Below are 20,911 nucleotides of genomic sequence, written 5' to 3'. Positions count from 1 at the left end.
CCTCCTCACCGGATCTGAACCCTCGTCCTTTCCTGCCCGTCCGGGCTCATGATATGAGTCGAGCATGCCAGGCAGGGATCGAACGAGTGGATGGTTCTCAGGATTTCAAGTGGCTGAGCAGGGTCGGACATCGGCATATCTAAAAGCGCCGCCTCGAAGGCGCCGATGTTTCCCGCAGGATCACGTGGACTGCCGTTCCACGTCGTGGGAACGACGCACTGGTAGTTATCGATTCTCCCCTCCTTGATCTTGATCCAGTGCGCGAGCGCACCGCGCGGCGCCTCCGTAAAGCCCACGCCCTTGACCATCCTGGGCCAAGTCTCCGGCTTCCACTTGTCGACATTGGCAGTGTAGGAATCGCCGGTTCTGACGCTGGCAATCAGCTTGTTCTGAAAGTGGCGCATCTGGTGGCCGGCCCAGGTAGATTCGAGCGCGCGGGCGGCGGTGCGGCCAAACGTCGAGAAGAGCGCTGATAACGGCAGGCCGAGATCCTTGAGGACCTTATCGACCGGCTCCTTGAACTCGGCCTTGTTCTGGGCGTAGCCGAGGACCCAACGCGCCAGCGGCCCGACCTCCATGGCATGGCCGCGCCAGCGTGGCGCCTTGATCCAGGAATATTTCGCGTTCTCGTCGAGCTGTTCAATATTGGTCTTGCTGCCCTTGGCGTTTGGCCCGAGCTCGTAATGGGGCTCGGTGACGCCATCCCAGGGATGCAGGCCCTTCGTCTCGTCGGGATATCTGTACCAGGAGTGTGTCACGAATTCCTGGATCTGCTCGGGATCGGCATGGTCGACCGGATGCACTTCCGCGAGATTGCCGTTGATAATCGCGCCCCGCGGCAGCTTCAGGTTCGCTTCCGAATAGTCGTTGGCATGCTCCGGCACGTCGCCATAGGCGAGCACATTTTTGCCGGAGAGACCGCCGCCATAGAGCCAGTCCTTGTAAAAGGCGCCGATCGCCATGATGTCGGGAATGTAGACTTTGTCGTTGAACTCGATCAGCTGATCGATGACGGATGCGACCATGTTCAGCCGTTCCATGTTGATAGCGCCGGCGCCACCGGTTCCGTCGACATTGATCGGACAGGGCACGCCCCCGACCAGCCAGTTCGGATGGGGGTTTTTCCCACCGAAGATCGAGTGAATTTTGACGATCTCTTTCTGGAAGTCGAGCGCCTCCAGATAGTGCGTCAACACCATCAGGTTTGCCTCGGGCGGCAGCTTGTAGGAGGCATTGCCCCAATAGCCGTTCTTGAACGGACCGGGCTGGCCCGACTCGATGAATTTCCTGAGCCGCGCCTGGACGTCCTTGAAATAACCGGGCGAGGAAAGAGGCCAGTCGGATACCGATTGTGCCAGCGCCGAGGTGGCCTTCGGATCGGCCGACAGCGACGAGATCACGTCAACCCAGTCAAGCGCGTGCAGGTGATAGAAGTGCACGACATGGTCATGAACCAGCAAGGCAAGCTGCATGAGGTTGCGGATGGAATTGGCGTTTTCGGGAATGGTGATGCCGAGCGCGTTTTCCACCGCTCGCACCGACGTCAGGGCATGCGTGCCGGTGCAGACGCCACAGATGCGCTCCGTGAAGGCCCAGGCGTCTCTCGGATCGCGGTTCTTGAGGATCACCTCGATGCCGCGCCACATGGTTCCGGTCGACACGGCGTTGCGGATGATATTGTTCTCGTCGACATTGACCTCGATCCGCATATGGCCCTCGATGCGGGTGACGGGATCGACGACTATGCGCTTGCCGGAATTTTCCAAAGTGTCGACTGTCGGAGTACCGATCGTCATGACGGTGTTTCCTGGCCATGCTGTGCTTCGGTCTTTTCGCGCTTCGTGGTTACGCGCTTGATGACGGTCGCAGCGGCATGCGCGGTGATCGCGCCACCGACGACACCAGCCGCGGTCAAGCCGATCTTGTCGGCATTGGCCTCGATGCCGAACTGTTCGACGTTGGTCAGCCGGTCATAGAAGCTGCCCTGATCCCAGAAGCCTTGTTCGGAGCAGCCGATGCACCCATGGCCGGACTGGATCGGGAATGAAACGCCCCCGTTCCAACGCACTGTGGAACAGGCGTTGTAGGTCGTCGGGCCCTTGCAGCCCGTCTTGTAGAGACAGTAGCCCTTGCGCGCGCCCTCGTCGTCCCATTCCTCCACGAACTGGCCGGCGTCGAAATGCGGGCGGCGATAACACTTGTCGTGAACGCGCTGCGAATAGAACATCTTCGGCCGCCCCTGACGGTCGAGCTCGGGCAGCTTGTCGAAAGTGATGATGAAGGTGAGCACGCCGGTCATCACCTCGGCAATCGGGGGACAGCCCGGAACTTTGATGATCGGCTTGCCGTGGATCACCTTGTCAACCGGCGTTGCCCGGGTCGGGTTCGGCTTAGCTGCCTGTACGCAGCCGGAGGCAGCACAGGTGCCCCACGCGATGACCGCCATCGCATCCTCTGCCATCCACCTCAGCTTCTCCACGAAAGGCCGGCCACCGGCAATGCAGTACATGCCGTCCTCGTTGAGCGGCGGATTGCCTTCGACGGCCAGGATGTACTTGCCCTTATATTTCGCCCTGGTTTCCCCGAGAATGGCTTCGGCCTGATGGCCGGCAGCGGCCATAATCATTTCATCGTAGTCGAGCGAGATCATCGACAGCACCACATCCTTTACCAAAGGATGGGCCGAACGGATGAAGCTCTCCGAACAGCAGGTGCATTCGAGCCCATGCATCCAGATGACAGGCACACGTTGCCTGGTCTGAAGCGCCTCGGCCATGGCGTTCGCCGCCCCCGGACCCAAGCCAAGGCTCGCGGCCGTCAGACTGCAGAACTTGGTGAAGCTGCGCCGGGTGATTCCCTGGCGGCGAATGACATCGTAGAATGTCTCAGCAGTTGCCATCGTGCACCTCGAGCAATCCGTCCTGAACAACGTCCGGATCGGCAAACCGGCTTTGTCATAAGGGGCACCGTGCAAGAAGCGGACCAGTTCACGTTGGCCGGCCACCTCTTCGTTAGGTCATTGTTCAGAGGAGAAACGAAGGGTGGCGTGCCAACGATGGGTGATCATCGTCCTCAATCGACTGCGAGAGAATGGCGGAGCATCGATTGCGTAATCTATCAAAGTGGGCCCGTCTTCGGCCCTTCGAGCGATCTTCCTCAAAATTGTTCCGAGCGAACCGGAAATTATGCTTTCCGCCCCACCATTACCCGTCGGCTGTGTATGCCCACTGTCGAGGGATAGTCGCCATTCACGCAAGGCGAAGGCGATGGCGCACAATACTGTCGTGTTTGTCGAATGCGTGACAAGAGTTTGTTTCGTGGTTTTCATTCAGTCGAAGATTGCTCACCCGAGAAGTCTACGAAAATCTATCTCTTCCGATGCAGCACGGAGTCGGCATGAGTTTTGAAAGCCCGTATTGATGCGGCGGGCACTGCCGACTGGCATTCGGATGCGGGAACCGTGATGGCTGATCTTGATAAAAGCGTCCGGACGACGGGATCGCATTCAATCCAACGGAAGAGGACGCCTGGGACCTGGACATCCTCGCGGTCCGACTGGAAACAAACCATCGCGCCGACGACTTCCCTTCACGCAAAGCATTATGATGCGCGCCTGCCCTGGTACACGATCTATCCGACAGTCTCGGAGTTTACCACGGCGGTTGGCGCCGACGCTTGCGCGAAATGGCTGAAGGGGCTGCCGGCCGACGAGGCCGTGTCGCTCTATCTCCACATTCCATTCTGTCGGACAATGTGCTGGTATTGCGGCTTTCCTACCAGGATCACTCGTAGGGAGGCCTCGATCGTCGAGTACCTTTCGGTGTTAGGTGAGGAAATCCGTTTGGTTGCGGAGCAAGCGCCGCAGGGGCTGCCGGTAAGCGACGTTCATTTCGGCGGTGGAACGCCAACCATCATGCCGCCCGCTGAGTTTCTCGTCCTAATGCAGATTCTGCGCCGCCGCTTCGCCTTTAAGAAAGCGGCTACCGTTGCTGTCGAGATCGACCCTCGCACTTTCACGCCGAAAATGGCCGAAGCCTTGGAAGTTGCCGAGGTGACCCGCGCGAGCCTCGGCGTGCAGAGCTTCGATCTGACAGTCCAAACAAAGATCAATCGGGTCCAGTGTGAGGCAATAGTAGCGGCTGCCGTCGAAAACTTGCGCCGGCATAAAGTAAGCCGCATCAACTTCGACCTCATGTACGGTCTCCCGCATCAAACAGTGCAGTCCTGTGTCCAGAGCGCAACGACAGCGGCTGCCATGCGCCCCGACCGGCTTGCGGTGTTCGGCTACGCGCACGTTCCTTCTTATAGGAAGAATCAGCGCCTGATCGCTGAGGCAGCACTGCCCGACGTTGCTGCCCGCGCTGAACAGGCAGCAGCCATTGCCGATACGCTGATTGCCGCGGGGTATCGCCAGATCGGGCTCGACCATTTCGCCTTGCCGGACGACGAGCTCGCGCTCGCACGGAGCGCCGGTCGTCTGCGGCGCAATTCCTTAGGCTACTCGGCCGACACATGCCAAGCCGTGATCGGCTTCGGCCCGTCGGCTATTGGTCGTCTCGGCAAAGGATATGTCCAGAACGAGATCGCACAGAGTTCGTATAGCCGGCGCATCGCAGCTGGCCACTTGGCGACAGCGCGTGGCTGCAGTCTCAGCGTCGAAGATCGCGTGCGAGCCGATATCATCGAACGGCTCATGTGCAATTTGGAGGTGGACGTGCCCGCAGTCTGCGCAGCTCACGGATTTGATCCGGTCCCCCTTCTGGATCGAGCTGAGCGCCTGTCTCGGTTGGCCGAGGACGGGATCGTAGATATTGACAATGGTTTCGTCAGCGTGCGGCAGGAGCATGGCTTTGTGCTTAGATCTGTCGCTGCCGCATTCGACGCTTATCTCGACCGCTCCCCGTACTAGCGCCGTGCGGCCGCGTCGTGCTGATGAGCTATACACTTGCTCCTTCTTCAGAGTTTTGCATTTCAAGGATAAAGAAGGCCTTTGGCTTAGCTGCCTAGCCGGCTGCGATACTCGCAACGGAAGCGGAGATTCACGAGAGATGACGGTCCATGGATGACACTGTTACCAAGGCGGCCCAACGTACGGATCACCGGGGCAGCGCCGGCGAGGTCTTCGCGACCTTTCTGAAGCTCGGACTGACCTCCTTTGGCGGTCCGATCGCGCACCTCGGCTACTTTCGTGACGAACTGGTCGTCCGGCGGCGCTGGATTGACGAAAGGGGGTACGCGGACCTCGTGGCGCTGTGCCAGTTTCTCCCCGGCCCCGCCTCCAGCCAGACAGGATTCGCGCTTGGCCTCCTTCGCGCCGGCCCGCTGGGAGCAGCGGCGGCCTGGGCCGCCTTCACGCTGCCTTCGGCGATCCTGCTTGTCCTCTTCGGGTTCGGGGCGGCCTCCTTTGGCGCGCCTATCGGATCCGGCGTCATCCACGGGCTGAAGGTTGTCGCCGTCGCCATTGTCGCGCAGGCGGTATGGGGCATGGCCAGGAACCTGTGCCCGGACAGGGAACGCGCGAGCGTCGCGCTCGCCGCCGTGCTGATCGTCGTTCTCGTTTCCGGCTCCGTCGGTCAGCTCGCGGCCATTGTTGTCGGCGGTCTCGCAGGGCTGTTGTTATGCCGGAGGAAGGGCGAGGCAATCACCGGCCATGTCAGCTTTCCAGTATCGCATTCCGTCGGCGGGATCGCGCTCGTCCTGTTCTTCGGCCTGCTCTTCGGCTTGCCGATTGCGGCCGCGATAACTTCGTCGCAAGGCTTGGCGGTCTTCGACGCCTTCTACCGCGCCGGCGCTTGTCTTCGGCGGAGGGCACGTCGTCCTGCCGCTCCTGCAGGCGGAGGTCGTCCAGCCCGGCTGGGTGATGGCCGATCAGTTCCTCGCTGGATACGGCGCGGCACAGGCGGTGCCGGGGCCGCTGTTCACCTTCGCCGCCTACCTCGGAGCGGCGCTTGGCCCCGAGCCCAACGGCCTGATCGGAGCCGCCGTCGCGGTTATCGCGATTTTCCTGCCCGGCTTTCTGCTGCTGATCGGCACCATTCCGTTCTGGGATGCATTTCGCACGAGGCCTGCGGCGCAGGCGCTGATGCGCGGAGCCAACGCGGCGGTGGTGGGCGTCCTAGGAGCCGCGCTCTACCAGCCCGTCTGGACCAGCGCGATCGTTGGCCCGCACGAATTTGCGCTCGCCCTGATTTGCGTTGTCCTTCTCATGTCCTGGAAGTCCCCGCCCTGGATCGTGGTGGTCGTCTCAGCCATCGGGGGCGTGCTTATAGGCTTCGCCTGATCTCCACTTCAGGATGGCGGCGCGCAAGATCTTCACCTGATGTCGTCGCCACGGGGTCGAAGCAAAGCCTTGGCTGACCTCGCTCCAGACAGGCGAATGTCGCGGGTGAACGCATCAACAATCTGAGCAGATGGATTACTTGTCGCATCTGTGGAAAGGATCGAGCGCCACCGGATCAGCCAGAGAACGCCTGCCCTGCAACAGCCGGTTCAGGGCGGTGGGGAAGATGGCTCGTCCGCCGCCGACCGGTCTTATCCTTTCCTATTCTCAAGGGGCGGTCCGACAATCATTACGGCGGGGTCGGCGGATAGAAGCCGTTTTGCGGCCGACCGGACGTCCTCGACGGTCACGGCCTGGATCAGCTGTTTCCGCCGCTCGATATGGTCGATGCCGAGATCTTCCATTTGGATTCTTACCAGAGTGTCGACGATCGCGCCGGAGGAGTTGAGATGGTCGATCGCGTAACTGCCGATCTTCTTTTTCTTCGCCGCTTCGAGCTCCTCCTTGCTGACGCCCTCCTCCGCGATCCGCCGCACCTCGGAGTGAATGAGAGAGAGTGTCTCTGCGGCCCGATCAGGGCGGGTCTCAGTGCCAATAACGAGCGCCTCGGCATGGTCGTTGTTCACGAGGGCAGATCCGATGTGGTAAGCGAGCCCTCGCTTCTCGCGCACCTCGTTCCAGAGCCTGGACGTGAACGCTCCCTCCCCGAGAATGTCATTCATCAGATAGGCTGCAAAGAACTGCGGGTCTTTGTCGCTAACTCCCGGATAGGCGAGGCGCAGACCAGTCTGCGGTAAGTCATACGGGATGCGAATTTCCTGCGCCAGCCTAGGGGCGGTGTCCGCAACCGGCACCAAGGAGGGTTCGGCAGGCAAGCCACCGAATATCCGATCCAGATCGTGCTTGAGTGCACCGGCGTCGATCGCTCCCGCTACGGCTATGGCAAGCTCGCCCCTTGCGAAAAGCCGCTTATGGAGCGCCTTCAGATCGGTGGTTGTGGCAATGGCAAGGGTCTGCTCCGTCCCTTCGGCGCTCCGGGAATAAGGATGATCCCCATAAAGCGCCTTCCTCCATGCGACCTCTGCGGCCGTCTCCGGATCCTTGGCCTCAGCGATAATGCCCGAGACGATCTGGGCGCGAATGCGATCCACCGACGCCTCGTCGAAGCGCGGCTGCTCGATGGCCAGGCGGAGAAGATCGAACGCCTTATCCTTCTGATCGGCGAGCACTCGCATGGAACCGTAGACCGAATCTCGCCCGGCCCCGAATCGCATCTCGGCGCCGGCATCGTCGAGCCGCTCCTGGAAGGCTTCGCTGTCTAGGTCGCCGGCCCCTTCCTCGATCAGGTCGGTCATGAGATTGGCTAGGCCTTCCTTGCCGGAAGGATCCTGCGTGGTGCCGCCCCGGAACGCGAACCGAATGGTGACGATCGGTACCGAATAGTCTTCCACCAGCCAAGCCTTGATCCCACTCGATGTCTCGACTTCCTGTATGGAGATGGCCGGCCTGGCCGACGTGGCGGCAAGACCCAGCAATACAAACGCGATCAGCAGTGGCCTGGCGGCTCTGATCGGCAGTCGGTTGCACCATGTCATCGGATCTTATCTCCTGAGACCGCGCACCCGCGCGGCAGCAGGTATCCTGCCACCGAACGGTCGGAATTAAGGTATTTCCTCGCGACCGCCTGCACCTCCGCCGCGGTCACCGCGCGAACCCTCAACGGCCATACCTCTAAGTCGTAGACCGTGCTGCCGGTCACAAGCGCCTTCCCGTAGATGTTGGCCATTCCCGCCTGGCTGTCGCGTGCGAAGACCATCGTGCGCACCAAGCGGTTTTTGGCCCTCACCAGCTCGACATCTGGAACACCGGTCTCGATGATTTTACGGACTTCAGCGTCGAGCGCGCGTTCCACCGCCTCGATTGTCGCCGCGCCACGCGGCGAGCCATAAATCGTGAAGCTGGACGGATCGAGCGATCTTCCATGGAAATTTGCGCCACCCCAGGAGGCTATCGCCTGTTTCACGACCAATTCCTGATGGATCCGGCTGCGCGATCCTCCACCGAGAATTTCTGAAAGAACCTCCAGGGCTTCCGCCTCATTCGGCTCGGCCGTACTGTAGGACGGCGTGACCCACGCTTTTTGCACGCTCGGCACGGTCACCCGCGGGTCGGTGAGCGCCACGGTTCGCTTGGTGTTCTGCTCCGGCTCCTGCGGCCTTACCCGCTGCGGCAGGTCCGGGCCGCGCGGCACGGCCCCGTAGGTCTTGTCCGCTAGCCACCACACCGCCCCGACGTCCACGTCTCCTGCCACGACCAGTATGGCGTTGTTCGGGGCATAGTAGCGATCGTAGAAGGCTAGGGCGTCCCCACGATTGAGCTGTTCCATCTCGTGCATCCAGCCGATGACCGGAATGCGGTAAGGATGGTTCTGATAGAGGGTCGCCCGCATCTCCTCCTCGAGAAGCTCCTCCGGGTCGCCCTCTACGCGCGAGCGCCGCTCCTGGAGAATGACATCGCGTTCGGGCACGATGACCGCGTCAGTAAGTTCGAGATGGCGCATCCGGTCAGCTTCGAATTCCATCATCGTCCCGAGCGCCTCCGACGTGACCGTCTGGTAGTAGGCAGTGTAGTCGGACGACGTGAAGGCGTTCTCCTCCCCGCCGATCTCGGCGATCCTTGCGTTATACTCGCCGGCCGGATGCTTCTTCGTGCCCTTGAACATGAGATGCTCCAGGAAATGCGCGATGCCGGATTTACCGGGTGGCTCATCGGCGTTTCCGGCCTTGTACCAGACCATCTGAGTGACGGTCGGCGTCCGGTGATCGGGTATGACGACCACCTCCATGCCGTTGCTCAGTACGAAATATCCGATCTCGGGGTTGCCTCGCGGGATCTCGGCAGCCGCCGCTTCCGAGGTCGTAAACGCTAGCAGCACAACCATGCTCAGGGCGATTGCACGGATACGCGGATCTATTCGAGCATACATCATCTGCCCCCACAAAGGCACGATCGTCGGCCTATGAGCTGGTTTGACTTGTCTTGTTTAGCAGCCGCAGCCAGGTACGCCCTGATCGAAGATCGACCGCTTCACGCCTGTGACCACATCCACAAACATGAAGCACTAAGCGTGCCAAAGAGGAAATTCTTGTAAAAGCAACGGGGCCGGGCGAAACCAGCGATGAGGCATGTTCGATAATCGTCGTACATCGGACAATTCCGATATACATCTGCCCGTGTTGCACGCCCGGGGGCTCCGAACCCTGGACTGCCCCGTCCAAGTGCTGTTCGGGTGCCGGCGTTTATGTGTGCAGCAGAAATGCTCTGGCAGCTGCCCAGGTCCAGTGCCGGAGTAATCTGCAGCGGCACTGTCGAACGCGCCAGTGAACAGTGCCGCGATAGTGCGCTTCTTTCAACAATTCGCGATCATCTTTCACCGACTAAACGGTCGCCGCTGCCGAACAACTGCGTCGGCAAAGAAGCAATAGCTGTACGTTTGACGAAAAACCTATCCAGGTTTCGAAATAAACTTACCAGGCACATTTGTATTAATAGCAACAATTGATTTTTGACATTACAGCTTTGACCGAACGCCACATGCCCCGCAGGAAAGTCATGTCCGGTCTCGTTTCTTCTCCTCTCGTCCTGCCTTCCAATCCAGTCCTGCTCGGCGGGGAGAACCGCTCCGGCACCACTGTGCTGAGTATCGTACTTGACTCGTACCCCGGTTTGGTCGTCGGTCCGGAGATCGATTTCACTGATCCGGTCAACCTCGGCCCGCACATTCTCGCGGCGTGCGACATGATCGACCGCCGCGACCCGCGGCTCGCCGGTGCCACGAAGGAGACCGTTGATCCTGAGTGGTTCGACGGCGCGCACTTTGTTGTGCAGTGCGAGCGTTTCGGTCTCGATCGTGACGACGTGCGGAACCTGGTGATCGGCTTGATGGCGGAGCGTGGTACCGATCTTTCTTCCCTCGACGACCGTTGCCGGCTCATAGATTCCATTGGCGAATTGCGACGTGAACAGACGGGAGCCGGACGATGGGGCCTGAAGCTTCAGCGGAGGATCCGGGACATCGGCACGTACGCGGCGATCTGGCCTCAAGCTCATTTCATTCACATAATCCGCGACGGCCGCGACCTGGCTGCCTCACACCTCAAGACCGTCCCCGACTGGGGCTACCGGACTATAGCAGAGGCCGCGAACGGCTGGCTGGAGATCGTCACCCGGCCCCGCGAGACTGCTCCTGACGGCCGTTACCTGGAAGTCAGGTATGAGGATCTGGTCGCCCGCCCCCGCCAGACCATCGAGCGGATGCTGGAACACCTCGGCTTGCCATGGGACGAGGCAGTCCTGCACCACGCGGAGCACAAGCACGCGCTGTTCGACAAACCCTGGGGGCATCCCGCAGCGGAAGCCGCGGCTAAACCGCTCGATACCGGGCGTCGGGGAAGGTACCGACACGACCTCACGCCCGCGGAAATCGAGGAGTTCGAGCGGATCGCCGGGAAGGAGCTGCAACACTTGGGCTATGACCTGTCGACGCCGGATCCTGGGAGCGCGGGGTGACGCAGGAGCCACACGAAACGCCCCGCCGCCGCCTGCCCCGAAGCTTCCACCTTCTTCCCGCGGGGCAGACGGTCACCCTCCTCGAATCCAGCGTGATGCTCGTCGTCCCGCATGACCGCAATCGAACCTCTCTACCCGAGCACGAACGAGACTGGGCACTGCGCGTCCGCGGAGGGATCCCACTTCCTACAGGGGTCTGCTTGCCGGATCCTCGTCGCCACCAGCAAGCTGGTTTTTTGCTACAGCGCCTGCTCCGGGTCGTCCTTTCGGAGCTGATCGAGAGGCTGGGTCTGACCGCCGCCGCTAGGGACTGCGCTTTCATGAGATGTGCCGTCGGCGCGTTCCTCTCGCGCACGGCAGCGCGGGCGTTGAGCTTGGTCAACCGACGCCCCAGACCCTCGTCCTCAGCACCATCTCCGTTCCTCGCAGGCAGGCGGCCATTTCATGAAGTTCACTGACATGTCATCCCTCGGTCTCTCTCCGGGCCGCCTCACCGTCTGGCGGGCTTGCGCACCGTGCATGTCCGAGGCCATTTGGGCGGAAGATAAGCGGCGGGCGTCTCACGTTCAGGAAGCACACATCGGATATGCACTTGAGGCGGCCGACGAGGCCTCCCAGCCACCGTCATGGCTGGGCTCTGTCTTCAATCTGCCCGCCGAACTCGATGCGAATGTCTTTGCTACGGCGCTTTGCGAGTGGACAGACCGCCACGAAACCCTGCGAAGCCATCTCAGCCTCCCCCCTCGCTCCACGCCAGGCAGTCGTCTCCGCCGCAGGACCCTACCGGCCGGAGCCGTGAGTATCCACCACAGTGCGGCGGGTGACTTCAGCGACGGGCAGCAGCTGGCGCGGTACCTGGAGGAACTCTTCGACGCCGAAGTCGGCCCACTCGAGTGGCCCGCATATATCTGTGCCACCATCAGCCGCCCGGAAGCCACGACCGTCTGTCTTGCCGCCGACCACATCCTGATGGACGGTTTCTCCATTCTCGCAACGGCGCATGAGATTCGCACTCTTTACGTCGAAGCACTTAGGGTTCGCGACGGCAAGACCGTCCCGGCTCCTCTTCCCCCCACATCCAGCTATCTCGATTTCGCGGAGGCCGAACGAACCGCGGCCGACACGCTAACCCCCGAAGACGAATCCATCGCCCATTGGCGGCAGTTCCTCGCCGAGGCGGGCGGTCGCCTACCGGAGTTCCCTGTATCAGTTAGCGACATGAGAAGCAGCTCGGCCGCCCAGCCTAGCGGATACACCGAGCTTCTCGACGCATCCGCGGCGCGCGTCTTCGACACCGTCTGCCGCAAGGCCGGGGGAGACTCATTCTCCGGCCTGCTCGCTTGCCTCGCCAAAGTTGGCCATGAAATCACCGGTTCGGGTGAATTTCGCACCATGGTCCCCTTTCATACCCGGACAGCTCCCTTCCGGTCCTCCATTGGCTGGTACGTAGGAATGGGCCCACTTGCTTTCCCGCTCGACGCAACCGACTCCTTTTGCGAAGCGGTGCGTCGGGCGGCCTCCAACCTGGAATGGTCGAAGAACCTGGCCAGGATACCTATTCCGCGAGTGGCGGATCTCCTCGGGCAGCCCCTCCGCGATCCCTTCATGGTCTCGTACATGGACCTTCGCCGTACCCCCGGCGCCCGGGACTGGAACAGTTGGCACGTTGTCACCCTGCGTAGCCGCAGCACGGATCCGGACGAGGTATGCCTCTGGTTCGTGCGGACCTTCGACGGCCTCGTCGCCAACTACCGCCACCCCGCCACCGGCCCCGCAGGCATCGCGGTCCCCGACTATGTGGCCCGCACAAAGCACATCCTGGCCTCCGTCGCGAGCACCGCTTGCTGGCCCGCCGCTTCACATCGGGCAGGAGACCCTTGCCAGTGACGGACATCAGACACATTGCAGCGACCTCTTGTGATTACACAGCCTTCGACGCGGTTATCGTTGGCTCCGGGCCGTCTGGATCGATAGTCGCGCGAACTCTAGCGGAGAAAGGCTGCCGCGTGGCCGTCCTGGAATATGGAGGCATGGTTTCTCCTGGTGCCATGCACGAGCCCCATCAAGCGGCATACAGCAAGGCGTTCACGTCCACTGGCGCCGCCGACGGTAACCCGTGGACAGCGTGTTGCGTCGGCGGCGGAATGCAATTCTACAATGCAATCACGTTCAGATATCGCCAATCGGATCTGTCAGCTTCCCAATATCTTTCGACCGACATGGATATCGATTGGCCCATTACCCTTCAGGATCTCGAACCCTGCTATTCTGAGATCGAGCATCTGCTGGAGATCGGTGCCACAAACGGGCACGCATCGTACCCAGCCAGCCCCCGTGGAGTGATGTTATCCGATGCGATGCAGGAACTCGGCATAAGGCCAAAGAAGATCCCCCTGGCACTCCGGGCGCCCGGCGACAGCAGTGGATGCATCAAGTGTTCAGCTTGCGATGAGCTGGTATGCCCTACGGATGCGAGGGCATCAGTGCTTGCAAGGAACATTTTGGATGACTCCGGACTGCCGGGAGCGATTTCGGTTTTCTACGGCTGTTTCGTCAACCGGATCGAGATTGGCCGCGACGGCCGGGCCGAAGCCCTGGAGTGCTATGTGCCGCTCTCATCGGAACTGATCCGGATCCCGGTTGGAACGGTCGTCGTGTGCGCAAACGCGATACAGTCGGCCGCATTGATGCTTCGGTCGAAGAGTGGGCATGCCCCGCAGGGAATAGGAAACGAATCGGACCTTGTTGGGCGAGGCCTCTCCTTCAAGATCAGCGGCTACTCCGTCGGCTACGTGGATGCGGCTGATTGCGGCTCCGATGCATTGGCTTCGCACTGGGGACCGCATGCGACCGTTTATACAGACGAGTTCTATGAACATAATGACGTACCGTGCAGATTTGGTGGCCTCATTTATGAAGCGAATTTCCTCTTGCCTAGGGAGAACATCGGCCGGGTGCGCCTGCACTATATAGCCGGGGAGGAGCCATGGTCGCACAATCGCCTAGTGCTTGACGACGTCGCTGACCGGCATGGTATCCCCTACATCCGTTTCGTATACAGGAACTCGGAAAACGACCGAGCCCGAATGGACTTTCTCGCCGACCGCGCAGACGACATTCTGCTCCACCTAGGCGCATTCCGCATCGAACGAGAACCTTCCTCGCATGCAAGAGGCAGTTCCCACCTGCACGGAACCATGCGCGCCGGATGTGACCCCAGGAGCTCCGTCGTAGACAGGTGCGGCAAGGTCCATGGGTTCACCAACATCCATGTCATGGACGGCTCCGTTATGAATTTCGCGGGGAACAGCAATCCGACACACACAATCATGGCCAACGCGAGGAGAATGGCTCTGTCACTGAAGTAGAGGGGTAATTTAGATGCTCAATCCTGGAGCCACCGGACATTTAGCTGAATGGGAGGGTGAAACTCCGTCCTCCATCATCTTCCGCTCCGCAAATGGCGCAATAGCGGAGGACATCCATGGCAAGACCTACCTGGATATGACGTCATGCAGCGGGGCTTCCCCGTTGGGCAGCAATAACACGGTATTCACGACCCGGCTTGCGCAGGCGATGGAGCAAGAAACTGACGTTCTGCCATCGCCGGTAAGCGAGCAACGCCAGCTACTTGCCGGTAAAATGTCGGAAATGTTCCCAGATACTCCTAGAGTGTTCTTTCTGAGAACCGGATCTTGTGCAACGGAAGCGGCCGTTCGGATCGCTCGCTACCGAACTGGTCGGCCGGTTATCCTGACGGCTGGCTTCCACGGCTGGCACGACATCTTTCAACAGCCTCCCTGGTCGGACAATCCTCCGGCTAAGGATCAACACATCCAGGATTATCAATACGATCTCGGTATTCTGGAACAGCAACTGGCCAGGAACCAGGGCACAGTCGCAGGCATTTTCTTCACGCCCGAGCCCTCGGTCTTTCCCCCCGAATTGCTCCAAGAAATCTCCAGCTTGGCAAGACTGCATGGGGTTCTACTGGTTGTGGATGAGGTCCTGTGCGGACTTCGTTATGCCAAGGGTGGCTACTGCCGAAAACATGGTGTGAAACCTGACATCATCACATTGGCCAAGGGGGTCGCACAAGGCGTCGGCCTTTCCGCGGTCGCCGGCACCGCGGATGCCATGGCGGGAGCAGACAGGGCTTATCTCGGCAACACGTATCTGCGCGAGAACCGCGCCTTTGTGGCCGGCAACCTGACACAGGAGATATTTGAGGAAGCAAAAATTGTCGAGCGCCTCGCCGAAAGGGGCTCAGCGCTCAAGAGGCAATTCCAAACCTCCTTCGAGCGCAGCGGAATACCTGCGCGCGTTCTCGGAAGCGATACCATGTTCGATATCCTTCTGCCTTCGCAAAAGCATGGAAGGGCCTTCGCTCACAGGTGCCTGCAACACGGTATCTACACCGGCTACCCGGGAACATACATGAGCAATGCTTCCATGAATGCCGCATTTTTCAGAGTTCTGCACGCAGCACTGGAGCTCGCACTCGCAGACTATCGCAAGGACGAGGACATGACTGCTCAGGTCACCGACGCATCGATGGTCGACTACTGCGCCGAGGCCTTTCACGCCACCGAGAAGGCATGTCTTTCCAATAGGCATCATTGGGCCTGATGCACGGAGGCAAACCGTGAACGATCAAACGAGAGCTACAATCCATTCGCACAATGACTCGAATCCTCTGGACGGAGTCACGATCGAAACTCAGCTTGAAGGTTATGATCACGTGGCCTTCGACCTGGACGGAACCCTTGTAGATTCCCGGGCTGTCGTCGAAAGCGCACTCCGTCGGTGGGCGCTGGAGGAACGGATTTGTCCAGATCACGCAATGAGGATGTCGGCCGCTCGCAGGGATATCGAGCTGGTGAAGGCTATTGCGCCCGGTCTCTCGCCGGAACGCGAAGCAGCTCGCATTGCGGATTACGAGATCCAAGCAATGAGCCTGTTGCGGCCAATCCAGGGGGCCGCGGAGTTCTATAGCTCGATCCCTGACGAACGGAGATCCATCGTCACCTCTTCGACAAGGGTTTCGGCCATCGCCAGACTCGAGGCGGCCGGAATCTCCTACCCGAGAATCATGATTGCAGCTGAGGACGTCAGTCACGGAAAACCGCATCCGCAACCCTATCAAAGACTATTGCTGATGCTGCGCATGGCCCCGGAAAGATGCTTGGTGTTTGAAGATACCCAAACCGGAATTGAAGCGGCAACCGCTGCAGGCTGCGACTGCGTGGGTGTCGGCCCTGGTGCCAAAGGTCACGCTGACACCAAGGGCTGGATCGAGAGTTTTCGCGAGCTCCTTGCTTACCGGCCGGACTGAACCTGCTTCCCAGACCAAAAGGAGGACCAGAATTTGAAGGTAACAACGAAACAGTGCACACCTCTATTTGACGAGGTGCTGGTGGAAGGGTCGGTCCTTGAGCGCTACGCCGAGGAACGGGCGGACTACGGGGAACTTCTCGATGAACTCTTTCGTTCGTCCAACGCAACTCGTGACAAGATTGGCGCCCGTTGTATCTGGCATATCAATTCCACCGCGTTCGGCGGTGGGGTGGCTGAAATGCTTCCCCATCACATACGCCTCCTTCGGGAACTTGGTTTCGATGTTCGCTGGCTTATCTTCAAGCCGAAGGACGAACACTTCTTTGAGTTCACCAAAGGGCTCCACAATTCTCTTCACGACACTATCGCAGCAGGGATGGATGAGCTGCTGCCGCATTATCTTCAGACGTCGCAGCAAGGCGCCTCGGAGCTGGAAAGGATCATCGGACCGGATGACTTCCTTGTCATTCATGATCCGCAGCCACTTTGTGCAGCCGCACAGTTCCTGGATTCTCACCCACACCCGGCTATCTGGCGATGCCACATCGGCTATCCGAAGCGCACTCCGACAGTCGAGAAAACATGGGACCTCCTGAAGGAATACCTTCGTCCCTTCCAGCGCGTTGTTCTAAGTGACGAGGCATATGCCTTTGATGCCGGTCGCCCCATCGATTTCATCCAGCCATCGATCAGCCCTTTCTCGACCAAGAACCGCAACCATGAAGGGCCACCGAGCCAGGCACTGGAGAATTTGGTATCGTTCAAGGGTCATGAATTCGAGCCAAACGCGACCCTTCAGGACATTCTCGGCTCGCAGTATTTCCTGCACGTCTCGAGGTGGGATGGACTGAAGGGCATCGACCGCATCATCGCTGCGTTCGATCGCTTTGTTGGAACGGCCCGCGCCGAGGTCTCCGATAATACCTGCCTGGTGATTGCGGGACCGGATCCTTCAGGTGTGTCTGACGATCCTGAAGGACGCGAGTATTTCGAGAAATGCGTAGGACTATGCTCTCAATTATCCGAGGAAGTGCGGCGGCGCGTATATCTCACCTGTATCTCGATGAAGGACAGCAACGCAAATGCCGAAATTGTCGGTCGGCTGCAACAGAACGCTCATGGGATATTTCAGCTCTCTCGCGAGGAGGGCTTCGGCCTGACAGTAACTGAGGCTCTTTTCCGTGGCAAACCCGTCGTAGTGTCTTCCGCCTTTGGTCTGAAGAGGCAGGTTGTAAATGGGCTGAATGGAGTTGTCCTCGACGAGCCGGACATCGAGGTCAAAGCTGCAGACGTGATGCATCGCCTTGTAGCCGCCGATCGTAGTGATTTCGAGGAGATGGCGAGAACGGCACGCGAAAACTGCCTGCGCTCCAGTACGCAAATTTCGCAAATTCCAAAATGGTATGACTCGATTCGATCGGCTCTATCCAGCTCACCGCCTTAAGACCGGGACCGTTCAAGTCAAACGTCAGCCGAGCCAGGCGGCCAGGCCGCAGAGGATGTATCGGCTCCCATTCCCGCGAAACCATGCCGTTTACAACGGGCGGAGGTGACACTCGGCTGCTCGTCGACGGATCGGTACACCGCTGACAGCCGTCACAGTCGACGGCGACAGCATGCTGGTATATGCGCGCGCCAGGCTTAGGGGCGGAGCGGAGGCGATAAGCCCTGGCCATCAGGGCCAGCCTTAGATTTATGACGCCGGACGTTGGCCGATCGCAACCTCCTGATCCGGCGTGAAGCAAAAAAGCAATGGAATCGATGATGCCGGAAAATAGCCCTTCACAGTTTTCATTTCGCGGTTCGTCCTTCGACGGCATGATTGAAGCTCTCGGCGGGGCTTTCGGTACATTTCGTGCCGAGCCAATCGGGAGGATTGGCGATTTTGATTGGGAAATCGATCTTGCTGCGTGCGACAATGCAGTTTTAATCAGTGGTTATCACCAGAACGAATTCCAGTTCAGCATCGCGCCGACTTCCGAAACAGCCCAGTATTTGTCGATTGTCATCCCTCGAAGTGGCGGCATGGCGGTGACATATGGGGACCGCACGGCCGAGGCCGGAGGTGGGAAGCTACTCCTCTACAATAATTTTGAGCCGGACAGAGTTATCATGCATGGTCAATCAAATGTAATAGACGAGTTGTTGCTGAATTGGTCCGTTATCCTGCAAGCTGTCAGCCAAACATTTGAGGTGCCGCTCAGCGGCTCTCTGGATCTATTGCCTGAGTTGGAGCTGGCCACACCAACTGGTCAGATGATCGGCGATCTGGTTTCAACGATGATGAGCGGCCTGCGGGACAACGGTGCGCTGCTGCGCTCTCCAATCGCAATGATATATCTGACGCAGGCGCTGGCCGATCTGGTGGTGCGCCAAATTCCCCACAGGTTATCGCATTTGCTCGACAAGACTCCTTGCTCGATCGCCCCGCGGCATGTCCGTCGCGCGATCGAATACATGCAGGCCAATATAGATCAGCCGATCACGATGCCGATGGTGGCAGAAGCGGCTGGTGTGAGCGGTCGAGCGTTACAACTGGGCTTCCGCGCTTTCAGGGAAACAACACCTGTTGCTTATCTAATGATGCTTCGTTTGCGGGCGGCGCGGCAGGACCTGCTCGATCCCGACAGCAATCAATCTGTGAGGAAAGTTTGCCTGAAATGGGGTTTCTCTCATTTTGGAAGGTTTGCAATAGCGTACAAAGCAACTTACGGAGAAAAGCCATCTGACACTAGGAAGCGCGTGAACCGATCCCCATTTTAAGACGAGGCGATGCGGGTCGAGCCGCATCCTGGTCTAGCGCAGCTCCAGACGCGCAGTCAGCATGGATCGCAGCGCGGGCGCGTTGCCATCTCAGGGTATTTTATAGGTGAACCGCCGGAAACGGGAAAGTTCGGCCGGAATGGCCTTCATGCCGCAGTCCGCCAAAAAACCTTGGATGCACTGTGGAGAACAGCGGATAGATGCATTCGATCCCAGGCCTCGTCATTTGCGACATCGGATCTGCCCTGCCCCGGCCCTTGTAGCTGCACGGGCGCCTGGCGGCTGGCGGGCATCTCACTACGATGTATCCATAAGATCGATGACTTCCATCCAAACAATCGATTGTGATTATGCCGCGGCGTGTTGCATGAAGATAGACGTGATCTGAGGGCGGAGCAGCATGCATGAGAGGAGCGGTCAACGGGCACTAGCATGCACTCTCCTGATTACGCTACCGAAGAGACGGCAACGGTGAATACAGGTCAGGTCCGGTCTGGTGAAGGTAATATTTCGCTTCGGTGGCTCGATGCCGCGATGAAGCCACCGACGCAACTGCCCGAGACCGCCCCGGCCAAGCTTCCGTGGCACGACGCTGCGAACGACTCGTTACCAATCCTGCCAGATGGTCTCCCGGTCGAGCTTCGGACGCTCAACGCCAGATCCAACCGGCTGTCCAACCTGCCCAATCTTCTCTTCCTGGGAAGCCAGATCCATCCAGCGGACCAGCCTGCCCGGGACAACCATCCTGCCACGCTCTGATAGGTTTGGCGGTTACCGAACAGGGCGGTCATCGCATGGAGGCGCGGCCCCAAGTGAGTGCGAGCAATCGAAAGAACAACTCCATGGCGCTGATGCGGACCTTGGAAATGTGCTGCTGCCGTGACGGACGAGGATTTTAGTTGAGAAGGCTGTTTATACCACTCGCCATTGCTTGCTCGGCACTGCTTCCCTTCGGGAGTTCCATGGCGGATCAGTCTGCAGCACCCGCCCTCACGGTTTCAGTGGTCGCGCCGGCGCGACGGGACTGGCCGGAATCAGTTCCTGCAAGCGGATGGCTCAAACCTTGGCAGGAGGCTGTTATCGCCTCCGAGACGAGCGGCCTGCGCGTAACCGACGTTCTGGTCGATGTCGGATCGGTTGTGATCAAAGGGCAGACACTGGTCCGGCTTTCCCAGGACAGCGTGCTGGCGGACCTTCGAAAGCAAGCCGCGGCGGTCGAGACCGCAAAGGCAAATCTCGCAAAGGCGAAGGCGAACGCGGACCGAGCCCGGCAGCTTCGCCCCTCGGGAGCAATTTCAGACGAGAAGATCGCCGAGCGATTAACCGACGAGCAGATGGCTGTAGCAAGCCTTGAATCGCAAAAGGCCGCGCTCGACAGCCAGAAGATCAAGCTCGCTCAGACGACCGTCACTGCCGTTGACGACGGACTGATAACGTCACGCACTGCCGATCTAGGTGCAGTCGTTTCGACTGGCACCGAGCTATTCCGCCTGATCCGTCAGCAGCGCGTCGAGTGGCAGGCTGAAGTTTCGGCGCGCTACCTAGCGCGCATTTCGGAGGGCCTGAGCGTTGAGGTCAACGGCCCGGATGAGCGCCCCATCCAGGGCAAGGTTAGGCTTGTCGGACCGTCTGTCAGCACGGAAACCGGCCGAGCGATGGTTTATGTCACGCTTCCTGCCGACGTTCATCCGCGTGTCGGCCTTTATGTCACCGGCAGCATTGAGCTGAAGACGACTTCGGCCCTTACCGTTCCGGAGACGGCGATCGTGTTCCGCGACGGGATAAGCTACGTCTTTACGGTCGGCGCCGACCGGCGGGTGCAACGGGTCCGGGCGGAAACTGGCCGACGCAAGGATGGCCAGGTCGAGATTGTCTCCGGCATAGATCAGTCCTCGAGGATCGTGGCATCGGGCGGTGCATTTCTGTCGGACAACAACCTCGTGAACATCGCTGAGTAAGGTG

The 20,911-nt window shown here is 59.7% G+C and carries 13 protein-coding genes and 1 pseudogene; 10 read left to right on the top strand and 4 right to left on the bottom strand.

Annotated elements, in window-relative coordinates; translation table 11 throughout:
* Nucleotides 1–5: 5 nt before the first annotated feature.
* Together ATC00_RS15750 and ATC00_RS15745 are read right to left on the bottom strand one after the other, a co-directional pair.
* The gene (locus ATC00_RS15750) at nucleotides 6–1,796 is read right to left on the bottom strand and encodes a nickel-dependent hydrogenase large subunit (RefSeq protein ID WP_064253510.1); all 1,791 of its coding nucleotides are present in this window, start codon (nucleotides 1,794–1,796) and stop codon (nucleotides 6–8) included.
* The gene (locus ATC00_RS15745) at nucleotides 1,793–2,899 is read right to left on the bottom strand and encodes a hydrogenase small subunit (RefSeq protein WP_064253509.1); all 1,107 of its coding nucleotides are present in this window, start codon (nucleotides 2,897–2,899) and stop codon (nucleotides 1,793–1,795) included. The genes ATC00_RS15750 and ATC00_RS15745 overlap by 4 nt, the downstream gene beginning before the upstream one ends.
* Before the next feature lie 564 nt (nucleotides 2,900–3,463).
* Here ATC00_RS15745 and hemN point away from each other — a divergent pair.
* Together hemN and chrA are read left to right on the top strand one after the other, a co-directional pair.
* On the top strand, nucleotides 3,464–4,909 hold the full coding sequence (hemN, locus tag ATC00_RS15740) for an oxygen-independent coproporphyrinogen III oxidase (RefSeq protein WP_234782320.1): 1,446 nt from the start codon (nucleotides 3,464–3,466) through the stop codon (nucleotides 4,907–4,909).
* A 149-nt stretch (nucleotides 4,910–5,058) separates the two neighbouring features.
* Nucleotides 5,059–6,280, top strand: a pseudogene (gene chrA, locus ATC00_RS15735) (chromate efflux transporter).
* A 251-nt stretch (nucleotides 6,281–6,531) separates the two neighbouring features.
* Here chrA and ATC00_RS15730 read toward each other — a convergent pair.
* Nucleotides 6,532–7,875 carry a M16 family metallopeptidase gene (locus ATC00_RS15730; protein WP_064253508.1) on the bottom strand — a complete coding sequence of 448 codons (1,344 nt, stop codon included), beginning with the start codon at nucleotides 7,873–7,875 and terminating at the stop codon, nucleotides 6,532–6,534.
* Nucleotides 7,872–9,269, bottom strand: coding sequence for a M16 family metallopeptidase (locus ATC00_RS15725; protein WP_412458390.1), 1,398 nt, complete (start codon nucleotides 9,267–9,269; stop codon nucleotides 7,872–7,874). The genes ATC00_RS15730 and ATC00_RS15725 overlap by 4 nt, the downstream gene beginning before the upstream one ends.
* 623 nt (nucleotides 9,270–9,892) lie before the next feature.
* Between ATC00_RS15725 and ATC00_RS15720 the strand changes: the two genes are divergently transcribed.
* From ATC00_RS15720 to ATC00_RS15680, 8 genes are all read left to right on the top strand, one after another.
* Nucleotides 9,893–10,849: a sulfotransferase family protein gene (locus ATC00_RS15720; RefSeq protein WP_064253506.1), complete on the top strand. Its 957-nt coding sequence runs from the start codon at nucleotides 9,893–9,895 to the stop codon at nucleotides 10,847–10,849.
* A 444-nt stretch (nucleotides 10,850–11,293) separates the two neighbouring features.
* Complete coding sequence (locus ATC00_RS15715; protein ID WP_199275546.1) at nucleotides 11,294–12,736, top strand: condensation domain-containing protein; 1,443 nt, start codon at nucleotides 11,294–11,296, stop codon at nucleotides 12,734–12,736.
* The gene (locus tag ATC00_RS15710) at nucleotides 12,733–14,217 is read left to right on the top strand and encodes a GMC oxidoreductase (RefSeq protein WP_064253505.1); all 1,485 of its coding nucleotides are present in this window, start codon (nucleotides 12,733–12,735) and stop codon (nucleotides 14,215–14,217) included. The genes ATC00_RS15715 and ATC00_RS15710 overlap by 4 nt, the downstream gene beginning before the upstream one ends.
* A 13-nt stretch (nucleotides 14,218–14,230) precedes the next feature.
* The gene (locus tag ATC00_RS15705; protein ID WP_064253504.1) at nucleotides 14,231–15,478 is read left to right on the top strand and encodes an aminotransferase class III-fold pyridoxal phosphate-dependent enzyme; all 1,248 of its coding nucleotides are present in this window, start codon (nucleotides 14,231–14,233) and stop codon (nucleotides 15,476–15,478) included.
* Between the two features lie 16 nt (nucleotides 15,479–15,494).
* Complete coding sequence (locus tag ATC00_RS15700) at nucleotides 15,495–16,184, top strand: HAD-IA family hydrolase (RefSeq protein WP_234782319.1); 690 nt, start codon at nucleotides 15,495–15,497, stop codon at nucleotides 16,182–16,184.
* A gap of 33 nt (nucleotides 16,185–16,217) precedes the next feature.
* Nucleotides 16,218–17,630, top strand: coding sequence for a glycosyltransferase (locus ATC00_RS15695; RefSeq protein WP_064253503.1), 1,413 nt, complete (start codon nucleotides 16,218–16,220; stop codon nucleotides 17,628–17,630).
* A 320-nt stretch (nucleotides 17,631–17,950) separates the two neighbouring features.
* Nucleotides 17,951–18,949 (top strand): helix-turn-helix transcriptional regulator, encoded by a 999-nt coding sequence (locus tag ATC00_RS15690; RefSeq protein WP_064253557.1) that lies wholly within the window; start codon nucleotides 17,951–17,953, stop codon nucleotides 18,947–18,949.
* An 899-nt stretch (nucleotides 18,950–19,848) separates the two neighbouring features.
* Nucleotides 19,849–20,907, top strand: coding sequence for an efflux RND transporter periplasmic adaptor subunit (locus ATC00_RS15680; RefSeq protein ID WP_064253501.1), 1,059 nt, complete (start codon nucleotides 19,849–19,851; stop codon nucleotides 20,905–20,907).
* Nucleotides 20,908–20,911 lie beyond the last annotated feature (4 nt).

Origin of the sequence: Sinorhizobium americanum (assembly GCF_001651855.1) — a bacterium.
Taxonomy (GTDB): Bacteria; Pseudomonadota; Alphaproteobacteria; order Rhizobiales; family Rhizobiaceae; genus Sinorhizobium; species Sinorhizobium americanum.
The sequence above is the reverse complement of the archived record's forward strand: the minus strand, read 5'-3'. Positions and strand labels throughout refer to the sequence as shown.